We start from the raw sequence: 18,523 nt of genomic DNA on the forward strand, positions 1-18,523 counted from the left end.
TTAATCAAGCGCTAGTCGTGTGTAAAAATAGCCCTGGGAACAGGAGTAGATGAAGATGCTCCGATGATTCAAGCTATTAGAATTGCGGATAAACTCCTCACAGAGCGCGAGAATGCGGAAGAGGGTTATTTACATGACCCCGCTAAGCTTCTTAGTTATCGAGATCAACACGCTACTTGCTATTTCAACAAGCAAGAAAGTTGGAATGGTATTTCGGGTGTTAAAGGCGTGTGGATTGCGGATGGGGAGGCGGAGTGATAATGGCGATTGCAATATTGGTAATCATGGCGTGGTGCGTTTTACTTTTAATTATGAGTTGAGGAGGCGGAAGTAATGACTGAGGATAAACTTACTGAAAAAGAAAGAGAAAAGTATATTGCCTTTCTGGTCTGGGCAGCTGAAGAAGTGCAAGGGGTTGAAGTTTGTAAAACTGATTTTATGCGCCTGACGGATACAGCACTGGTAGAAGAAGTTGACTGGTATGATTACTTGTTAGACAAATAGTAAATGTTAATTTGAGGAGGAAAAATAAATGAAAAAATTATTAGTAGCGGTTTTATTAGTCGGAGCAATGGCGCTCACACTATCAGCATGTACGGAAGCAGACAAGGTATCGTATAATGTCAGTAAAGAAGCCGACAATTTTAACGTAGTACGACGCGTTGCCATTATTAACGTACGCACCGACAAGGTAGAATTCGAGGTTATTGGGCGGATATCGGTTGATACAAGCGACAAGAACAAACTTGTAATTGTTGCAGAAACCGAAAAGAATACGTATAAAAAGCACCTTATTAATATGACGGGCTGGAACATGTACGTTGTAGAGGATTTAGAAGGCGCGGCAGTCAATAAGTATAAATACGAGGTTAACTACATGCCGGAAAGCATTATTCCATATACAGTGACGGAGAGTAAATAACGTGAAACACAATATAGGCATAGGCGACCTTGTGCGCGTAAAAGGTTACGCCGACAATTACTTTGTTGATACGATAACGGAGCGACGCATCATTAACGAGAACACCGAAGAGTTCGACGTTGAGTTTGACCTTACCGACATGAACGGGCGATATTCCCTTGCATACATAGAAGACGTTGTTTTAATATGCCGCGCCAAGTACGCTGATGAGTATTTGCGTACTGGTATATTAACTGAACGCATGAAAATAGAAAATGAAGACGATGCACCTCGCCAACTTAAAAATACCATGACGCCAGCCGAACAAGCGCAATACATAGACGAACTGCTCGACGATGCTCTCTTTGCACAAGGCGCATACAAAGCAACAGGGCTAAGCGATTTTGAGGCGAAGGAGCGAGCGGCGTACGAGTTAATCGAAAAATTACAAAAAGAAACGGAGGCATAGCGCATGTCAAGTAAACAATTTGCGCAATTATTACTTTGCAAAGTCATCAATGAGCAAGATATATCGCAGTTGACGAAATACAATATTACAGCAACCGACATGCCTACGCGTGTTGACCGCGATACATACCAGTTTCTACGCGATTATTACGAGGCACAAGGCGAAATGCCTTCGTATGCAACAGTTGCCACAAGCGTCGCCAACTTTGATTATGTGCCTGATGTCACGGACAGTTTTACATACTTAGCAAAACAAGTGAAAAATTACAGTGGGAAAGTGGCGATATTTCAACTGCTCGAAGACCCGACTATGCAAGCGAAATTTGAGTCGATGGACAGCATCGAGTTCGCCGAATACATCGAGCAGGCAATGCACGAAATCAAAGTCAATGCAAAAATAAGCACGGGGCTCGGCACGAACGTTCTGCTCGACGGTGAAAAGTTTTTGACCGAGTATGAGAAACGCAAGGCTGGCGAATCGAACAAGGTCTGGGCGTCGAAATTTCCGACTATCAACCGAGAAATGGGCGGGTACACCGAAGGCAATATGTATGCTGTTTATGGTCGTTCAGGGCGTGGTAAATCCATTATCGTCATGGAAGACGCGCTTGAAGCCGCATGTAATGGCGCACATGTGCTAATTTGGGCGCTGGAAATGCCGTGGTTTGAGTGGATGGCGAGGGCATACAGCAGTTTGAGTGCGCGCCGACAAATATTCAATGCTCAAATTGATGGCGTCGATTATAAAACGGGATTCTACAACCGCGACTTGCAGCAGGGCAAGCTTGACGAGACTTTCGAGCAGGCATTCCGAGTATTCACGCTAGAACTCGGCGAAGGGCAGCACGTGAAAGGCTCGATTACCTTGCGTTCGGTCGATGATGACAATTTTGACCGACGCGACCTTGCTGCGTTACAAGCAGACATTGAAGCAGTCAGCGCCAACTTTGTTGTCATTGACCCAATTTATTACATGGACTTCGAGCAAAATACATCAAAAACAGCAGGAGGCGACGTGGCAGCAACAAGTAAAAAACTGCGTCGCCTAGCGGGCAAAACGAAGACGGCTATTATTGCCGTGACACAAGCCGAAGAAGAAAAGGAAAGTCGCAATGATGAAGGAGCCCGTTCGATTAGTATTCCGAGCCGTAGCGAAGTTAAAAAATCAAAAGCAATTCTAGAAGATGCCGCCGCACTTTTAGCGTTTGACTCGGCGGACGATACGGGCGTTATTGCAATTAAAAAAGGGCGTTCGGGAGGTGAAGACGTGCAGGCAGAGCTTGTTTTCATGCCTTCGTACGGCGTCGTTAAGGAAATCGAATACGAAGCCGCGCTCGTGCGTGAATTTTAGGAGGAGTTAAATTGAGCAAAATCTACGAGCTTTACTATGAGGCTTACGATGAATTGGAGGATAATATTTCTTGGGGAGACGCTAATTACATAGAACATCCGGAAGAACGTATTGGACTTTTTAATACAAGGCAAGACGCAGAAACAGTATCCGACTTAATTGGCGTAGGTGGAATTGGGATACGTGAACTATCAGCACTTGTTGAGGAAAATGCGGAGACCTTTATTGATAGGAAATTTGATTTTGAATATACACATCATGTGAACGTCACATATACTAAGCGATTATATACGCTCAACACTGAAATGGCTGAATTAAGCGTATGTAGTAAAGGAAGCACGCATAAGAATTCTGTAGATGTGTACGCGCCTTACGGAAAAAGGATAAACGTCCACTTATATTGCTGTACTGAAACCAGAGACGAGATTAACCAAAGTAAATTTGATTTTGAGTATCAGTTAAGCCAAGCGGGGTTCTTAATAAAAGAAGTAAATAATGCATTAGTACAAGGCAATAATGTTTCGCATCAAAGAGTTAAAAAGGCGCTCACTCAAATTTTTGAAATGAGGGATTAGAATGCAAACAATTAAAATCAACGACCAAACCGTTAACGTCGATATTGTCGCCGAACTAGCCGATTACGACTGGTACAATGCGCGCTGGACGGACGCCAAACTTATCGCAGCTAGTCCGTTTCGTGTCGATAGTCACCCGTCGTTTTTCGTCAATTTAGAAGGCGATTATGCGGGCGTTTGGGGAGACTCGGGCGCCCTTGACACGGCAAAAGAAAAAGGTAACTTTGTGTCGCTATTGGCAAATTTACGCGGCTGGACTTACGGCATGACTGCAGACTGGCTACTTGAAAAATACGGCTTTCCCGACGTTGAAAAACTAAAATTATCTCCACGGCTGAAACAGCTTGAACCGCTTGATAGCCTCGTAATACTAAGCGACATGACTACGCCCGATACGAGCGCATACCTAGAAAGTCGGGGCATAACTGCCGATATTCAGCGCCTATATGGCGTCGGCGGTGACGAGGAAAAAGCCGTCATGCCTTGGCGCACGAAAGACGGCTTGCTCGCAAACATTAAATACCGTCGAGTTGACCGTAAAGATTTTTGGTTTGAGGGCGGCGCAACGCCTATTGACGAGTTAGTTTTCGGGCTCGATGTCGTTTACCGCGAGCGTCCAATTACTGTTGCCATTAACGAGGCTGAAATCGACGCAATGAGCTGGTGCGCAATTGAAAAGGGCGGTATTGGGGTTGCGGTTGGGGGCTCGTCCCTTAGCGATGCACAGCGCGAGTTGCTGTTGCGTATGCCTGTCGAGGAAATTATTTTAGCGGGCGACAACGATGACAAAGGCGCTAAACTCAATCAGCAATTAAAAATGGAATTGGGCGGGCATTTCAAAATACGCTATGCCGATTATAAGGGCGAAAAAGACGCCAATAATTTTTTGAATGTGAATTAGTGTTATGGGAACATTTGATTGAAAATTCAGTGTATAATGAATATATACCAAGTCGACGTATTGCTTCGTCGGCAACACAGCGTAACTGCTCGCGAAAGTTATACCAGCGCGGTCATGTTGTGTTGCGGGCGAGGGAAGTTCAACTCCGTTGCTTGAACATTAAAACGAAAAGGAGAATGATACATGGTAGTAGTAGGAACAGGAGCATTATCAATGCTTGAAGATGGCGGGCAAGGGGCGTCAGGAAATGATAGTAAATTTTCAAAGTTCGCATCAGGCACAACCTTCTTAGTAAAGGCATTGGCACCCGACAAAATCGCAACGTTTGATAGCTTCGGCGTCTACAAAGACGCAACAATCGACGGTGAATCTTTTCGTCGAGCAAATAGCTTTGAGCCCGAAGTGCCCTCAACTAAGAATGATAAGGGTTATGCGGTTGACAATTTGACTCCGTGGGATTTGGCATCTAAGTATTACATGGATCAAGCACAGCCGTTGCTAAATGATGGCGCCGACAAGAAAGAAGAACCGGTTAAATCTTTACTTGCAAAAGCAGGCGTATTTCGTGCCAAGCAACGTTTCATCTTGCCGTTTGTTGACCTTGACACAGGGGCGCTTATCTACATTGACATGAGCAAATTGCAGGCACAAGCAGTACTGACAGTGACGAAGAAGCAACACGCAAAAGGCAAATTAAATCGCCTAGCGTTCGAGCTCGAAAAAAGTGGTAGTGGCAAAGACACCGTCGTAGCAATGACGCCGATTATCGACATTGAGGACGAGTTAACTGATAAGCAACAGTTGAACTTTGCGAAGGTCGATATCGACACACTAGAGCCAAATTTCAACGGACTTACATTCGTAGCTGACTACAATCAGCAAGTCGATAATTTAGTTGCAGCTGGCTTTGATATCAGTCGAATTGGACTGGAAGTCGCAGAGAAAGACGCAACAGAAGCGTTTTAAAATGGCGCATTATACATCAGTGCGTGGCGAAGTGAGCGAGCTAGTTGCCAGTTGCCTCTTAATGACCGAGCTAGGCTGGGAAGTTAGCAAACCACTTGTGCCCGAATTATATGACTTGCTTGGGCGCGACCCTGAAACGGGCGCATTCCACCGTGTGCAGGTCAAGACAGTGCGTCGGCGACATGACCGCGACAATCAGCCCGTTATTTATGCGACAAACAGCAAGGGCGAAGCATACATGCCGACCGATGTTGATTACATAATAGGCGTCGAAGGAAACATTGCGTATCTTTTCGACTGTCGAGGTAAGAAAGAATATTGGTTAAACGAAGAAAATACAGAAGTGTCAGCAACGAAATACACGTTGCTTGGTGCGTAGGAGGAATTTTATAGATGACAACTCAAATTGAAACAAAAATAATGGTATACATAAAAGTTGATGTACCTAAAATAGGTGACTATATAATGTATGAGGAAGTAACACGCAACTATTTAACCTCTGGTAAACTTTATAAGGTGGTTGAATTTTTCGAAGGTGATGCTGTTATCAAAGACGATGACGGCGACGAGTTTTTTACTTGGAATGATGACAACTATACGGCTTATCAACTACTTAAGTCAACTGCGCAGCCTGATGGTTCTTCTATTGAAGTTGATGGGCTACGATATGACAAAGTTGAGGGCGCACTAGAGGTTGGGGATTATGTTATTTCAAACGTCCCCCACCGAGATTTAACTGTAGGGAAGAAATACAAGGTTCTTTCTGTAGATTCTGACGGTGATGCCAACATTAAAGACGATGTCAATATCTCTAATCATTTGCGATTACGAGAAATTAAAGCAGTCTACCGTTGTAATTTTTCCGAACGTGAAAAATCATTCGTTAAATTCGGGCGCGAAGTTGACGAGTTCAAAATTGGCGATTTTGTGCAAATTATAAGGAAACCGAATAATGTTAATGGCTATAACGTTGTCGGCAGTATTCACGAAGTTGATGCTGTTCGAACTAGCTGTGTTCACTTGAAGCATGTAACTCCTAGGCATAATGGCGGTGGTACATATACATTACGTTCGGACATTAAACTTGTTGCGCCAGTTGAACGCTTAAGCTAAGGAGGTAATGCGCATGGCACCGAAAGTACAATTAACACTCAACCTAGACGCCACGCATACGCCGACCACTACGCTAACCGAGGCAGCCAAGCGCAAAAAAGCGAGTACCGAAACGCTCGAAGAAGCTTGGCAACGCCTTGCCTCGTTGAAAAATGACGCTACTGCACAACGCATGATTGCCGAGGTTAAAGCCGCCATGGAAGCGGGCAAAATCGGGCGCGAAGCAAGCGCAGTGGCAAGCAACAAGCGCCTAAGCAAAGCCGAGGTCAAGCGGTTGTGGGTGCAAGTAAAGGAAATACATAAGCAAGAAGTGCTTGACGATATGGTCGCCAACATGCCCGACAATTACTGGCTGATTCAAACAGTTGAAAGGCTCGACGAATTTCTAGCGATATTGGACGGCGAGCAGGTGTTGGTATTTGACGTCGAAACTACAGGCGTTAATGTGTACCGCGATTACCTCGTAGGGCATGTAATAAGTGCAGTGGACGCTGACCTACATGCGTATATCCCCGTCCGACACATAACGAAAGAAATTCAGTTGGACGCGGAGTATGTAGCGCAACAACTCAAACCTTACTACGAAAATGGTGCAATAAAGAAAATCGCTCACAATGCAGGTTATGATATTGCGATTTTAAAAAATGACTTAGGTATTACCTTGAACGGGTTGTATTTCGACACGATGCCTGCTATGACAATGCTGAATGAGAATGAGCCTAGCTATGCTTTGAAGAAATTGGTGAAAAAATACCTGAATATTCCGTCTTTAACTTATGAGGAGCTTTTCGGTAAGAATGGTTTTGAAACGGTTAGCGACCTACGAGTTGCTACAGCGTATGCGGCAAAGGACGGCGATATTACACTCAAACTTATGCGATTCCAGCAAAAGCATTTTGAACGTTTCCCTTCTATATATAAATACTTTATGGAAGTAGAAATGCCTTTTGTAGAAACCTTAGTAGAAACAGAGGCAACCGGCTTTGTCATCGATCAAGTGTATGCCGCAGAGTACGCACAAAAGTTAGGCTCCGAAATCGAGGAACTACGCGAAGAACTAACCGATGAACTTAACGGTATCAATATAAACAGTCCAGCGCAACTACGCCCCGAGCTCGAAAAACTAACAGGGCAAAGGCTAGAAAGTGTTGACGCTAAAAAGGTGTTAAAGCCGCTCGCTAATAAATTCCCTCTAATCAAAAAATATTTGAAATTCAAGTTTGATACGAAACTTTACGGAACTTACATCAACAAGTTGCCTAATCTCATTGAGCCGAAAACAGGACGACTGCACCCTAGCTATCAGGCGAACGGCGCAGCGACTGGGCGTTTAAGTAGTAGCGGAGGTTTCAACGCTCAAAACTTGCCGCCAGAAGCCCGCGAGATAATCGTTGCGCCCGAAAATAAAGTCATTGTTGGGCTCGATTTTGGGAATCAGGAAGGGCGTATTGCAGCGGCTAAGGTAAAGGAAGAATTTTTGCTAAAAGCATTTCGCGAGGGGCGCGACCCGTATATCGCGCTTGCTTCTATCGCTTATGATACACCCGAGCACGAAATTAGCAAGGACAGCAAAGAGCGAAAAAGAGCGAAAACTGGCTTTTTAGCTTACATATATGGTACAGGCGACCGCACAATGGGCGAACAGCTTGGTATTACAACAAAAGAAGCGCATGAATTAAAAGCGACACTAGGTGCTCAAATGCCTAAGTTGGCACAGTGGACAGCCGATAATAAGACTTTTGTAAAACGTAATGGTTTCGTTTGGATTGGTGATAATGCACGAAAACGCCGATTGCCTGACGCAATGAAAGGCGAATATCGCCCGTTGTTGCAGTGCAGTAATGCTCGTGTACAAGGAGAAGCGGCAATACAGACGAAGGTTACTATGAATAAAATGTCACAGGTTTTGGCAGAGCTGCGCGCTAAGGGGCGTGATTTCCACCCGCTAGCAACAGTACATGACGAGCTTTTAGTTGAGGCGCCAGCCGACATTACAGAAGCGGAGCGAGACTTGCTTGTCGAAGTTATGACGCAATCTTACTTACTTGAAGGTGTCGACAATGAAAGTGATGTCGAAATATACATGGAACGTTGGGGCGATGCAGTTCGCTGGGACGAATTTGTAAAAGAAAGAGGCGGTATTATTGACTAAATTAAACGTAACAAAAGAAGCGGTTGAGGATTTTAAACGAACAGGGGCGCTTGCCGAAGGCACCAGCGACGGCTATATTCTACTTGAAGTGCGCCAGTCATATCAGAATCGAGGCGCGCTAAAAGAGTACTACATTGTCGAGCATACCCCAAGTCACGCACTGTTCGAGCTGACGGTGACAACGACGTTCAAAGGGCGCATGGACTTGGTAGGCAATTTTCATAGTGCAACTGTAAAGCCATTAACTGCGCATCAACAGGCGAAAGTTAAACACGCTAAGACAGCGCGCCCCGTGCCCACGCCGACAACGGAACAGTGGCGCGAAGAATTAAAATCATTGAAGGGGGTTTTGTAAATGGAAGAAATTACGCCTGTAGTATTTGAAGAAAAAAAAGATTACATTAACAATGACGATGTCTGAGGCGGCTATGTTATACGCCGCTGTTGGGGGAATCGGAAGTAAAAATTACAACGAAACCATTTCCGACACAAATATCTTTAGTGAGGAGGTCACTGCTAGACTTTCTAACACGTGGGAGGGTGAGTATGACCGGGTTTACGAGTCTTTAGGGCTAATATTAGCTAAACACAACATTGTACACGAAGAATGGGCAGAAGACCGTGACTAAACCAACGCCCGAAACGCTCGCACAGCAGTTTATCGACATGCTGAATACATACCACGCAAAGTCCGAAGTTTGGGACGCGCAGCTCGACTCGCAAATTCATCGCTGGTACACCGACCCGCCCAAGTTGTTTCCGAAAAAGCCGTACTTTAGCCCGTCGGCAAGCGGAAGCAGTCAACGAGAGCTTTACTTAAAACAGCTAGGTGCAAAACGCGACAATGAAGGACAACCGCCACATCAAAAACGCTGGACAACGCTCGGCACCGCCATTGGCGACGTGATTCAACGCGATTTACTGTTCACTGAAAAGCACTATAAAAAGCTTACAGGCGTCGACCCTGCGTTCGTCTTCGAACGTAATGCTGACGGCACGCCCGTTTTTGAAGACTTCGCAAAGCGCAACGTGCCCGTAAGTCATAACGGTCATGACTTCTACTTGTACGGCACATGCGACGGCATCATGCGTTATACTGCGCCCGATGGCAGTGCATACCGCGTCGGCTTGGAAATTAAATCGAAGCAAACGACGCACAGCAAAACAAGCGCGTTCAGCATGAAAGGTGCCGAGGACAAACACATTAAGCAGGCGATTGCCTACTCGCATATGTATCGCGACACCGACACAGGTCAGCCGCTCGATTACTACATTATTTTGTATGTAAACGCGAGTAAAAAGGGATGGTTTACGATGTATGATGAGGCGCCCGATGTGCGCGCTTTTGCCTACGAGTTTACTGATGAGGATCGCGCGCAACTGTTCGATTACTTTACCGAGGTGCTCGACGCAGTTAAAACGAAGTCACCTCCGCCGTTTGACATCGATGCATGGACGTTTAACTCGTACAAAACGGCTACGGCTAAGTCGCTCACAAACGATGAGCTGACCGAAGTCAAAGAGTTTGTCAAACGAGCGTTAAAATCAGGCATACCTGATTATAAAAAAGAGCAATATTACGACGCATACCAAGATATTATGGATAGGAGAGCGATGTAAATGAGTACGATTTTTGGCGAAGTAAGACGTGAAGTAGCAAATACTCTGTATGAGCAAGAAAAAACGTTATTTAGAGGAGAAACGCGGGTTTGAATCGAAAATTGAGGGTTTAGAAGCGAGTATCGCACGATTAGCGAAACAGTTAGAAGAGGCAAAAGCAAAATCGCCGTGGAGTATTCCGAACCCAAGTTGTTTTATGCAGTCAAGTCCGTTTTATGGTATTAGCGTACCTACATTGGATGAAAGTACAGGTGAGATTCGTCTTAAACCTCCGCTAGGACGCCCATATTACGTTACATATAAAGGCAAAGAGTATGTAAAAGTGAATCGAGCGCCTAAAGTGGGCGATGTCATTAATGTGACGAGCGCGACAGACTTACAACGCTTTACTACTCAAGGCAATGAGCTAGCGAAAGTAGAGAAGGTCGACAGTGATGGCGACGTATGGCTAGACCACATTGTACTGGGAGCTTCGTCGCTTTTGTGTGTGCAATCGAAGCACATTAAAGATAGTTATGACGCAGTATACGAATTAGTGCAAAAACGTATTACCTACAAAGGAAAACCTTACGTTGAGGTCGACCGCGACCCGCGCAAAGGGGATGTCATTCATATTACGAAATTTGATGGGCGTCCTGTTGATGAGTTCCGTATGTTGATAGAAAACGATACTAGTCTTTCTTATATGGACGAACGCATTAGCGGTGAACTTCTTTTCGACTTTGACAATGACGAATATGATGCGGTATATGAGTCCGTCAATGCCTAGTGCTAAGCCCATCCGCATTCTGGCGTTCGACACAAGCCTCGGACGCCCAGGCATTGCGTTAGTCGAAGTTCGCAACGGCAAAGCGTCCATCATCGACATATCAAACGTGCAAACGACGTCAAAGCAAAGCTTAATTGAGCGTAAAGCCGTCGTATACGCGTGGGCAGTATTCTTCATCAACAAGCACCGCGCTAAAGGATTCGACTACGTTGTGCGCGAACTCTTTCAAGGACGCACATGGAAACAGAATTATCCCGTATTTACAGCGTGGGCGGCAACCGAAGAGGCGCTAGGTACGTTTCGCCTCGACTTCACCGACGACCCCATTACGCCAGCAACCATTAAAAAATACGTCGTTGGCAACGGCAAAGCCGACAAACAAGAAGTTGCCGACGCTGTGCGGCGCTGGACAGGTTACAAAGGGGAATTTGCTAGCGACGATGAAAGCGACGCGGTTGCCATTGCACTTTATAAAGCTATTACGGAAGGATTGATTGAATGAAAGTAATTAACGCATTTTTCACATTTTTAACAAGTTGGATAGTCAGTATAATTATTTTCGGCGCTATTATTTTAGCATGCGGATTTATTGCGTCCATCTTTACATCGCAATTTCCCGTTGACACTTTGATGTGGATTACAATTATTATATCTTTTGCATTCGCAGGCTATACCGTTTTTAGGGACGGTGACGAAGAGTGAGTCAATACATATTAACATTATTCAGTAAAGGCGGTTGTCAGCCGTGCATAGCAACCCAAATGGCGCTACAACAAGTTACATTACCGCCACACATGGCGCTTGAAAAACGCAAGCTAGAACTTGACGGTGAGGAGTTGTTTCGCTCAAGTGGCGTCACTTCGGTGCCTGTACTCGTGTTATATCGTCAAAATGAAGAAGGGCAAATCATCGAGCAACGACGCTTAGCTGGCGCGCAAAGTGTTGAAGCGGTTAAGTCGTTTGTGGCGATTGAAGGTGACGCCTATTAGTACGATATTAACTTCGCTTTTATTGACGGCTGGGCTCGTTGTTAGTCCGCCAGCGCCGTCAATTGAGGCACAACAATTAGCGAACCAAGTTGCACCTCATGCGCAGGTATGGCGTGCAGAAAGCGACCATCAACGTCAGCAAATTACGGCATTAAAAGCGCAGTTAGCGCAAAAAGACGCAGAACTAATAAAGTTGAAACGAGCAGAAGTAAAGCAGACGCCTAAGGCAACGCCGCCGCCTGCGAAAAGAATTGGAAACTGGCAATCAGGCGAATTTACGGCGTATTATCCCGCCAATGACGCCATGCAAGGCGGCGGAATCACGAGTAAGGGCGACAACCTTTATCAATCGCTTTACTTCCGAGGTTACCGCATTATTGCCGCTCCTCCTAACGTGCCGTTTGACACAGTAGTCGAGATTGAGGTCGCAGGGCAGACGATAAAAGGTATTGTACGGGATCGCGGTGGGCGCATTCAAGGCAACAAGTTTGATATTACATACGCTGATAAGAATAGCGCCGAGCAGTTCGGACGTCAACAAGGAAAATGGAGAGTGATTGAATGAATACATTATTAATTATCAGCGCCATTGTGGTAGGTTTAATCTTACTAATCGTCACAGTAGGCATCGTCGGCTATATTATTCAGAAGAAAGCAATGCGCAATATGCAACAAACGGCAAAGAAATTTTTTAAGGAGGGCTAAACGATGGCAAAATCGAAGGATACACGGATTACTGTAGATGACTTGTACGAAATGGAATACCCGAGTAAGTCCGTAGAAACTACTCCGCCAACTTTCGAACAACAACTTGAAACCATTAGCGCCGAGCTTGTCGACTTACTAGGGCGCAAGAATCGCGGATACGGCAATAGTCACGATAGACAGCTCGACCAATACGGAGCAGTTGCGACCGTGATACGTCTCGATGATAAATTGAGCCGATTGCGTTCGTTAGTAATTGACGGGGTGCCGGACGAAGTTGGCGAGTCTATCGACGACACGTTACTTGATATTTGTGGGTATAGCTTACTACTTTTACGCTATCTAAGGAACGGCGCAATTGGTGAGTAAGGTTATGAATGGGAGTTGGTTGCATGAAACAGTGGTTTATTAGCGATACTCACTACTGGCACGCCAACATACTCGAATTTTGCAACCGCAAGCGCATGTTTGCCGACGAAAAGGAAATGACCGAGCGCATGATAGCGAACTGGAACGCGGTAGTTGCCGATGACGATATTGTTTACCATTGCGGCGATTTCGCCTTTGGCAAGTCGCGCCTACATACGTCACTGATTATTTCGCAATTAAAAGGTAAAATCGTCCTGCTAAAAGGCAACCATGATAGTAGTAGTGACATGCGCTGGTTACAATCGCAGTTTTCGCCAAATAAGTTCGACTGGACGTATATGCACCGTATTAAGTTACATAAGCAGCAACTATTTTTATCACATTTCCCGCTTGAAATTGGTGAACGACCGCACATGTGGAGCGTCAGTGGGCATTTACATGCAAAGCCAAGTATATATAAAGACCAAATCAACGTCGGCTGTGACAGCGCCTTTTATGCGAGTGTAGTTGCCGACGAAGATTTCGGGCGACCAATTAGCGCTAGCGAGTTACTAGCCGAGGTTGCTAAGCGCTCATGATACGCCTGTACCGAGCGCCAACAAGTCAACTACGCGACTATAACCGCACTCGCGAGCGCACATATAGTAAATCAGGCAATTTCCAAAACGACGCCGACGACCTTATGACGCTGGAGCAGGCGTTGACCGAATCGGAGATGACCGACTACCAGCGCAAATTACTTCGCATGTATTACGTCGAAGAATACAGCCAGCCTGAAATTGCGCTCATCGTAAACAAAAGTCAGGCGACGGTTAGTATTACAATTAAACGTGCCGAAAATCACTTACATAACGTATTTAAAAATTGGGAAAGAATGGAGTTGAACGAGTATACATGTACTTAAACGATAGTGAGCGCCGTAAGTTGTTTGACGCAATTGCCAGCGCTAATAAAGAGGCAAAAGCGAAAGGCTACAGCTTAGAAAAGCGCAAAGAAATGGCGGTTGAGCTTATCGAGGCGAACGGTATTCAGCTAGGCGACCCGCTTATGGACAAGTTGGCAGACTTCGTGCTGCTGGACGACCTTAGCAACCGCGACGCCTTGAAAGCCCGCGTGCCCGATAGCTTTTTAAGCGAACGACAGCTAGAGCGTCGCCGAGCACGCGAAGTAGCATTTAAAGAATTCGACTAGGAGGACGATTTATGAAGAGTTTACTCAAAATTTTAGGTAGCGTACTACTGATTGCGCTACTAAGCTTAGCAGGCGCATAGATTACGTCATTAGCAATTAACGTACTTTTACTGCCGATTATATTCGCCATGACGGGCGTTAAGTTGACGGCAATTACCTTAGGGCAATCCTTCGCGCTAACAGTCGCTTCTACTGTATTTAAGACATTACCGACGACTAACGATAAAAAAAGAGCAAACAGGCGCCGAAATGCTGATGGATATGGCACTTAAACTCGTGGTTTACGCGGTTATTATACTGGGACTTATCGCCATTGCATCGCTGTTTGTTTGATACTTTCTGCACCACAAAAAACGCCATCCTGCATAAACGTAGGAAATGGCGTTTTTTTATTTCGTTATGTTATTATTACGAGTGAGGGGAATGTGCGGCAAACGTAAAAGTTCGAATTCCGTTCGTGCAACACTACGCTCTAAACGGCTATACAAAGCCGTTTCATTACGTCCTGAGAGGGATTCGAACCCCCGACCGACGGCTTAGAAGGCCGTTGCTCTATCCAGCTGAGCTATCAGGACACGCTATACAATTTTCACAGCCAAGTATCATTCTATGATTTTTTCAGAGATTTGTCAATGGTTTTCATCGAATTTCTTTAAAAATATTCATATATCTGCAAGATTATCCATTTTCATGCGATAATGAACTTACCCGCTGGAAAAACTAGTTGTTCTTCACGAGCGGGAATGTTTGTGTTAAATCTGTTAATTCGACATCATCAATTGTCATAAAACGAATTTTTACACCGTCATCAGTTGCGTCAATCAATGCATAAGTCTTTTCATGAACGCGTCCTCTTGGAAGTGAGATACTACCTGGATTTAAAATAATCGTATTATCCAACATATCTACGCCAAGCTCATGAGAATGGCCAAAGAAAGCGAAATCAGCGTTCAATTCACGCGCGCGGTAACGCACATTCATCAATGTCATTTTAATGTTATACAAATGACCGTGTGTTGTAAAAATCCGGTATCCATCAACAACACCAACCCAGTCATTAGGATAGTCTGAACCGAAATCACAGTTTCCCCGAACTGTATGGAACCCTTGCATCGCAGCGTCGTCTTTCTCGAGTTCAGAATCGCCACAATGAATCATCGCGTCAACTTTTCCTTCATATTTTTCTTTCAAATGGATGAGACAGTCGCGTTCATGATGACTGTCACTGACTACTAGTAATTTCAAATTATTCTCCCCCATCTTTAATCACTTTCTTATTATACAATCTTTTCAAGCAATTGGTCTATATTTTTTGCAACTTTTTCTAAAGCTTTTGCACGGTGACTAATTTTGTTTTTCTGTTCTGCGCTAATTTCCGCCATCGATTTATCAAACTCTGTTAAATAGAAGAGGGGATCATAGCCAAAGCCGTTTACTCCTTGTGGCGCAGTCAATATTTTTCCAACGCATTCGCCAGTGAAAAATTCCGTTGGTGCACCGGGAAACGCAATCGCAAGTGTGCAATGAAATTTCGCTTGGCGTGAATCATCTGGCACATCTGTGAGCTCTCTCAACAGCTTTTTGTTATTATCCGCGTCATTGTGTTGATTTCCTGCATAACGAGCAGAATAAACACCTGGCGCGCCATTCAACGCCTCTACAATCAATCCAGAGTCATCCCCAATCACAACTTGTCCAATCTTCTCAGCGACTGTTTCTGCTTTTAGTGCTGCATTCTCAGCAAAAGTCGTACCAGTTTCGTCGATTTCTCCAATCTCTGGGAAGTCGGCTAATGTCAAAATTTCAATACCGTGCGCTCCAAAAAGTTTTTTTGAATTCGCGGGCTTTACCGATATTGTTTGTAGCGATGACAAGTTTTTTCATTTCACAGCGCCTCCAATCAAACTAGCTGTCACACCAAGAATGTCTCTTTGCAACGCGACTAATTCCTGAATTCCTTTTTTACCTAAAGCCAAAAGCTCGCTTAACTCCTGCTCTGAAAAAGTGGCTTCCTCACCAGTTCCTTGCAATTCAACAAAACGTCCAGCACCAGTCATTACCAAGTTCATATCCACCGCAGCAGCACTATCTTCTACATAATTCAAATCAAGCGCTACGTCTCCATTTTCAAGCAGACCAACACTCGTCGCGGCTAGAAAATCATTTACGGGAAATTTTACGAAAGGAGTGATGTCATGCAATTTAGCAATCGCCATTACCATTGCAACAAACGCCCCGGTAATTGAGGCTGTCCTTGTTCCGCCATCTGCTTGAATTACATCACAATCCAACCAAATTGTCCGTTCGCCCAGCGCCTCTAAATCAACGACAGCGCGCAAAGAACGACCAATTAGACGTTGAATTTCCATCGTTCGCCCAGTCACTTTCCCTTTCGAAGACTCACGGATATTTCGGCGCTCCGTTGCACGAGGTAGCATTGCATATTCTGCTGAAACCCAGCCACGCCCCTCACCACGCATGAAGGGGGGAACACGATCTTCCACGGAAGCCGAACAAATCACTTTCGTATCACCAACCGTAATTAAAATCGAGCCTTCTGGATGTTTTATGTACCCAGGAACCATCTCTATTTGACGTAGTTCATCCTTTTGCCTACCATCGAATCTCATTACGATACACCTCCGAGTTTAATATGCTCCACTTGCATATCTGGAACATCAAGCCAATCTTGCGCAATATCTTGGAAAATGGAAACGGAACCAGTTGTGAAAAAACGATGATTCACGCCAATTTCATCATGGTCCAGTAAATTATGATAATCTAACAAAGCGCTAACCTCACTCGCTGTTTCCTCGCCAGAATTAATAACTGCCACACCAGAACCCATAAAATTCTCAATCAATGTTTTGAGTAATGGATAATGCGTGCAACCAAGTATAATTGTATCTATTTTAGTACTTTTAAGAGGAAGTAGGGACTCTGCCACGATTTTTTTAGCAATCGCACTTTTATACTCACGGCTTTCCACAACGGACACAAACTTAGGGCACGCCAATGAGTCTACCTCCACACGCCGATTTAACCCCTTTAAAGCTTTAGGGTACGCCATACTTTGCACCGTTCCGATTGTACCCAGAACGCCAATTCGATTATTTTGTGTTGCTTTTAAAGCAGCGCGAGAACCCGGCTGAATAACACCAATTACTGGAATATCTAATTTTGCACGAATATCTGTTAAGGCCGCTGCTGTAGCTGTATTACAAGCGATAACAAGCATTTTTTATATTGCGATCTACGAGGAAATTCGTCATTTCCCAAGTGAACTGATTTACTTCTTGACTATCACGCGGACCATAAGGGCAACGTGCGGTGTCACCTAAATAATATATTTGCTCGTGGGGCAACTGTTTGAGAACTTCCTTGACAACTGTTAGTCCCCCAACGCCCGAATCAATAAAACCGATTGCTCTTTTCACACGTCTCGCCTCAATTTCTATTATTTCGTCTTCCTATTAAGTATACTACAAATTCAGATTATACTCTCCATTTTCTTATTTTTTTGCTGTTTTCGCAAGTTTTTTTGATGATTTTATAGTTTTTTTTACGCATTTTGCAGGTTGATGTTTCTATTTTGCGGGTTTTCTGGTTATAATTAAGAAGGAGAAGAAAGCGGGGTACTATTAATGGCAGAAAATAATGAAATTGTAAATGAAAAAATGATACCGGTTTTTGGATATGAATTAATTCGCGATACACTGTTGCCGAATGTGCTAGGTGATGAAACACCACACATCCTGTATTGGGCAGGGAAAGAACTCGCACGTAAATATCCACTTGAAACGCTAGATGAGCTAACAGACTTTTTCCAAAAAGCATCGTTTGGTGATCTAGAAGTTATTAGTGAGAAAAAAGATGAAATGCATCTTTTGCTGGGCGGTGAAATGACAGCGCTCCGGTTGAACAATGACGGTAACGCAACGTTCAAACTGGAAGCAGGATTTATTGCAGAACAGGTGCAACACCAAAAACAATTATACTCAGAAAGTTATGAAGAAGTAGATAAACGCAAGAAAACCGTAAAAATCATCGTGAAATGGGATCGTAAAGAAAGTATTTCGGATGAAGAAATCGTTAGCTAAATCTTGTATTTAAGTTTAGGAAGCGAAAGAAACCGGAACTGGGACAAAAGGTGATTCTACACAAAATAAGCAAGATATCACGAACCCTTTTTTGGGGTAAGACGTGAATCTTGCTTCACACAAATCGAGCGAAAGCGTTTGTATTCAAGGGGTTTCAGAAAGGATTGCATGCTCGCTTTACTCGCATGTATATTGGGACTGTAACTCATTTCATTTCGAACAGTCCCAACAATGCGGAGTGTACGACTGTACATGATGACTGAAAACAGGGAGGGAGTCTTATCCCCGACCATGTAAGAAGTTATGCGAAGCGTCAGCGTAGGAGAACCGTAAAAAGGGTCGCCTATTCGCGA

General features: G+C 44.5%; 27 protein-coding genes, 1 tRNA gene and 2 pseudogenes. 25 read left to right on the forward strand and 5 right to left on the reverse strand.

Annotated elements, in window-relative coordinates; genetic code table 11:
* The first annotated feature begins 63 nt into the window (after positions 1 to 63).
* The 24 genes from PROCOU_RS15010 to PROCOU_RS15115 all read left to right on the forward strand — a co-directional run bounded on the left by PROCOU_RS15010 (position 64) and on the right by PROCOU_RS15115 (position 14,070).
* Complete coding sequence (locus PROCOU_RS15010) at positions 64 to 258, forward strand: hypothetical protein (RefSeq protein ID WP_036073957.1); 195 nt, start codon at positions 64 to 66, stop codon at positions 256 to 258.
* Between the two features lie 75 nt (positions 259 to 333).
* The gene (locus PROCOU_RS17855; RefSeq protein WP_159101243.1) at positions 334 to 504 is read left to right on the forward strand and encodes a hypothetical protein; all 171 of its coding nucleotides are present in this window, start codon (positions 334 to 336) and stop codon (positions 502 to 504) included.
* A gap of 28 nt (positions 505 to 532) precedes the next feature.
* The gene (locus PROCOU_RS15015; protein WP_036073959.1) at positions 533 to 922 is read left to right on the forward strand and encodes a beta-sandwich lipoprotein; all 390 of its coding nucleotides are present in this window, start codon (positions 533 to 535) and stop codon (positions 920 to 922) included.
* A 1-nt stretch (position 923) separates the two neighbouring features.
* A complete protein-coding gene (locus PROCOU_RS16830; RefSeq protein ID WP_051994447.1) occupies positions 924 to 1,370 on the forward strand; it encodes a hypothetical protein in 447 nt (148 codons plus the stop codon).
* A 3-nt stretch (positions 1,371 to 1,373) separates the two neighbouring features.
* Positions 1,374 to 2,720: a DnaB-like helicase C-terminal domain-containing protein gene (locus PROCOU_RS15025; protein WP_036073961.1), complete on the forward strand. Its 1,347-nt coding sequence runs from the start codon at positions 1,374 to 1,376 to the stop codon at positions 2,718 to 2,720.
* Positions 2,721 to 2,731: 11 nt separating this feature from the next.
* Complete coding sequence (locus PROCOU_RS15030; protein WP_036073963.1) at positions 2,732 to 3,295, forward strand: hypothetical protein; 564 nt, start codon at positions 2,732 to 2,734, stop codon at positions 3,293 to 3,295.
* Between the two features lies 1 nt (position 3,296).
* Positions 3,297 to 4,196: a toprim domain-containing protein gene (locus PROCOU_RS15035; protein WP_051994448.1), complete on the forward strand. Its 900-nt coding sequence runs from the start codon at positions 3,297 to 3,299 to the stop codon at positions 4,194 to 4,196.
* A 183-nt stretch (positions 4,197 to 4,379) separates the two neighbouring features.
* A complete protein-coding gene (locus PROCOU_RS15040) occupies positions 4,380 to 5,162 on the forward strand; it encodes a hypothetical protein (protein ID WP_036073965.1) in 783 nt (260 codons plus the stop codon).
* 1 nt (position 5,163) lies between these two features.
* The gene (locus tag PROCOU_RS15045) at positions 5,164 to 5,541 is read left to right on the forward strand and encodes a PDDEXK-like family protein (RefSeq protein WP_051994449.1); all 378 of its coding nucleotides are present in this window, start codon (positions 5,164 to 5,166) and stop codon (positions 5,539 to 5,541) included.
* 14 nt (positions 5,542 to 5,555) lie between these two features.
* On the forward strand, positions 5,556 to 6,275 hold the full coding sequence (locus PROCOU_RS15050) for a hypothetical protein (protein WP_036073967.1): 720 nt from the start codon (positions 5,556 to 5,558) through the stop codon (positions 6,273 to 6,275).
* Positions 6,276 to 6,288: 13 nt separating this feature from the next.
* Complete coding sequence (locus PROCOU_RS15055; protein ID WP_051994450.1) at positions 6,289 to 8,427, forward strand: DNA polymerase; 2,139 nt, start codon at positions 6,289 to 6,291, stop codon at positions 8,425 to 8,427.
* Positions 8,420 to 8,782 carry a hypothetical protein gene (locus PROCOU_RS15060; RefSeq protein ID WP_036073972.1) on the forward strand — a complete coding sequence of 121 codons (363 nt, stop codon included), beginning with the start codon at positions 8,420 to 8,422 and terminating at the stop codon, positions 8,780 to 8,782. Before PROCOU_RS15055 ends, PROCOU_RS15060 begins: the two co-directional genes overlap by 8 nt.
* A gap of 52 nt (positions 8,783 to 8,834) precedes the next feature.
* Entirely contained in the window at positions 8,835 to 9,056 is a 222-nt protein-coding gene (locus PROCOU_RS15065; RefSeq protein ID WP_149023684.1) for a hypothetical protein, read from the forward strand.
* The gene (locus PROCOU_RS15070; RefSeq protein ID WP_243832106.1) at positions 9,049 to 10,047 is read left to right on the forward strand and encodes a hypothetical protein; all 999 of its coding nucleotides are present in this window, start codon (positions 9,049 to 9,051) and stop codon (positions 10,045 to 10,047) included. Before PROCOU_RS15065 ends, PROCOU_RS15070 begins: the two co-directional genes overlap by 8 nt.
* A gap of 49 nt (positions 10,048 to 10,096) precedes the next feature.
* Positions 10,097 to 10,816, forward strand: a complete 720-nt coding sequence (locus PROCOU_RS15075; RefSeq protein ID WP_036073980.1) for a hypothetical protein — start codon at positions 10,097 to 10,099, stop codon at positions 10,814 to 10,816.
* Entirely contained in the window at positions 10,809 to 11,318 is a 510-nt protein-coding gene (locus PROCOU_RS15080; RefSeq protein ID WP_036073982.1) for a crossover junction endodeoxyribonuclease RuvC, read from the forward strand. The genes PROCOU_RS15075 and PROCOU_RS15080 overlap by 8 nt, the downstream gene beginning before the upstream one ends.
* Entirely contained in the window at positions 11,315 to 11,518 is a 204-nt protein-coding gene (locus tag PROCOU_RS15085) for a hypothetical protein (RefSeq protein WP_036073984.1), read from the forward strand. Before PROCOU_RS15080 ends, PROCOU_RS15085 begins: the two co-directional genes overlap by 4 nt.
* A complete protein-coding gene (locus PROCOU_RS15090) occupies positions 11,515 to 11,805 on the forward strand; it encodes a thioredoxin domain-containing protein (RefSeq protein ID WP_133620154.1) in 291 nt (96 codons plus the stop codon). Before PROCOU_RS15085 ends, PROCOU_RS15090 begins: the two co-directional genes overlap by 4 nt.
* Positions 11,756 to 12,370, forward strand: coding sequence for an RlpA-like double-psi beta-barrel domain-containing protein (locus tag PROCOU_RS16835; RefSeq protein ID WP_149023685.1), 615 nt, complete (start codon positions 11,756 to 11,758; stop codon positions 12,368 to 12,370). The genes PROCOU_RS15090 and PROCOU_RS16835 overlap by 50 nt, the downstream gene beginning before the upstream one ends.
* Complete coding sequence (locus tag PROCOU_RS17860) at positions 12,367 to 12,510, forward strand: hypothetical protein (protein WP_159101244.1); 144 nt, start codon at positions 12,367 to 12,369, stop codon at positions 12,508 to 12,510. The genes PROCOU_RS16835 and PROCOU_RS17860 overlap by 4 nt, the downstream gene beginning before the upstream one ends.
* 3 nt (positions 12,511 to 12,513) lie before the next feature.
* Positions 12,514 to 12,879 carry a nucleotide modification associated domain-containing protein gene (locus tag PROCOU_RS15100; RefSeq protein ID WP_051994452.1) on the forward strand — a complete coding sequence of 122 codons (366 nt, stop codon included), beginning with the start codon at positions 12,514 to 12,516 and terminating at the stop codon, positions 12,877 to 12,879.
* A 23-nt stretch (positions 12,880 to 12,902) separates the two neighbouring features.
* The gene (locus tag PROCOU_RS16840; RefSeq protein ID WP_051994453.1) at positions 12,903 to 13,457 is read left to right on the forward strand and encodes a metallophosphoesterase; all 555 of its coding nucleotides are present in this window, start codon (positions 12,903 to 12,905) and stop codon (positions 13,455 to 13,457) included.
* A complete protein-coding gene (locus PROCOU_RS15110; protein WP_036073990.1) occupies positions 13,454 to 13,783 on the forward strand; it encodes a sigma factor-like helix-turn-helix DNA-binding protein in 330 nt (109 codons plus the stop codon). Before PROCOU_RS16840 ends, PROCOU_RS15110 begins: the two co-directional genes overlap by 4 nt.
* The gene (locus PROCOU_RS15115) at positions 13,774 to 14,070 is read left to right on the forward strand and encodes a hypothetical protein (RefSeq protein ID WP_036073993.1); all 297 of its coding nucleotides are present in this window, start codon (positions 13,774 to 13,776) and stop codon (positions 14,068 to 14,070) included. Before PROCOU_RS15110 ends, PROCOU_RS15115 begins: the two co-directional genes overlap by 10 nt.
* A 501-nt stretch (positions 14,071 to 14,571) precedes the next feature.
* Here PROCOU_RS15115 and PROCOU_RS15120 read toward each other — a convergent pair.
* The 5 genes and pseudogenes from PROCOU_RS15120 to racE all read right to left on the reverse strand — a co-directional run bounded on the left by PROCOU_RS15120 (position 14,572) and on the right by racE (position 17,507).
* A tRNA-Arg gene (locus tag PROCOU_RS15120) sits at positions 14,572 to 14,645 on the reverse strand.
* 145 nt (positions 14,646 to 14,790) lie between these two features.
* The gene (locus PROCOU_RS15125; protein ID WP_036074015.1) at positions 14,791 to 15,315 is read right to left on the reverse strand and encodes a metallophosphoesterase; all 525 of its coding nucleotides are present in this window, start codon (positions 15,313 to 15,315) and stop codon (positions 14,791 to 14,793) included.
* A gap of 32 nt (positions 15,316 to 15,347) precedes the next feature.
* Positions 15,348 to 15,954 (reverse strand): annotated as a pseudogene (locus PROCOU_RS15130) (XTP/dITP diphosphatase).
* Positions 15,951 to 16,700, reverse strand: coding sequence for a ribonuclease PH (gene rph, locus PROCOU_RS15135; protein WP_036073995.1), 750 nt, complete (start codon positions 16,698 to 16,700; stop codon positions 15,951 to 15,953). Before rph ends, PROCOU_RS15130 begins: the two are co-directional and overlap by 4 nt.
* A pseudogene (racE, locus tag PROCOU_RS15140) lies at positions 16,700 to 17,507 on the reverse strand (glutamate racemase). Before racE ends, rph begins: the two are co-directional and overlap by 1 nt.
* Before the next feature lie 207 nt (positions 17,508 to 17,714).
* On the opposite strand from racE, the gene PROCOU_RS15145 reads away from it, so the two are divergent.
* Complete coding sequence (locus tag PROCOU_RS15145; RefSeq protein WP_036073998.1) at positions 17,715 to 18,170, forward strand: YslB family protein; 456 nt, start codon at positions 17,715 to 17,717, stop codon at positions 18,168 to 18,170.
* The last annotated feature ends 353 nt before the right edge of the window (positions 18,171 to 18,523 follow it).

Source organism: Listeria rocourtiae FSL F6-920 (assembly GCF_000525975.1).
Lineage (GTDB): Bacteria > Bacillota > Bacilli > Lactobacillales > Listeriaceae > Listeria_A > Listeria_A rocourtiae.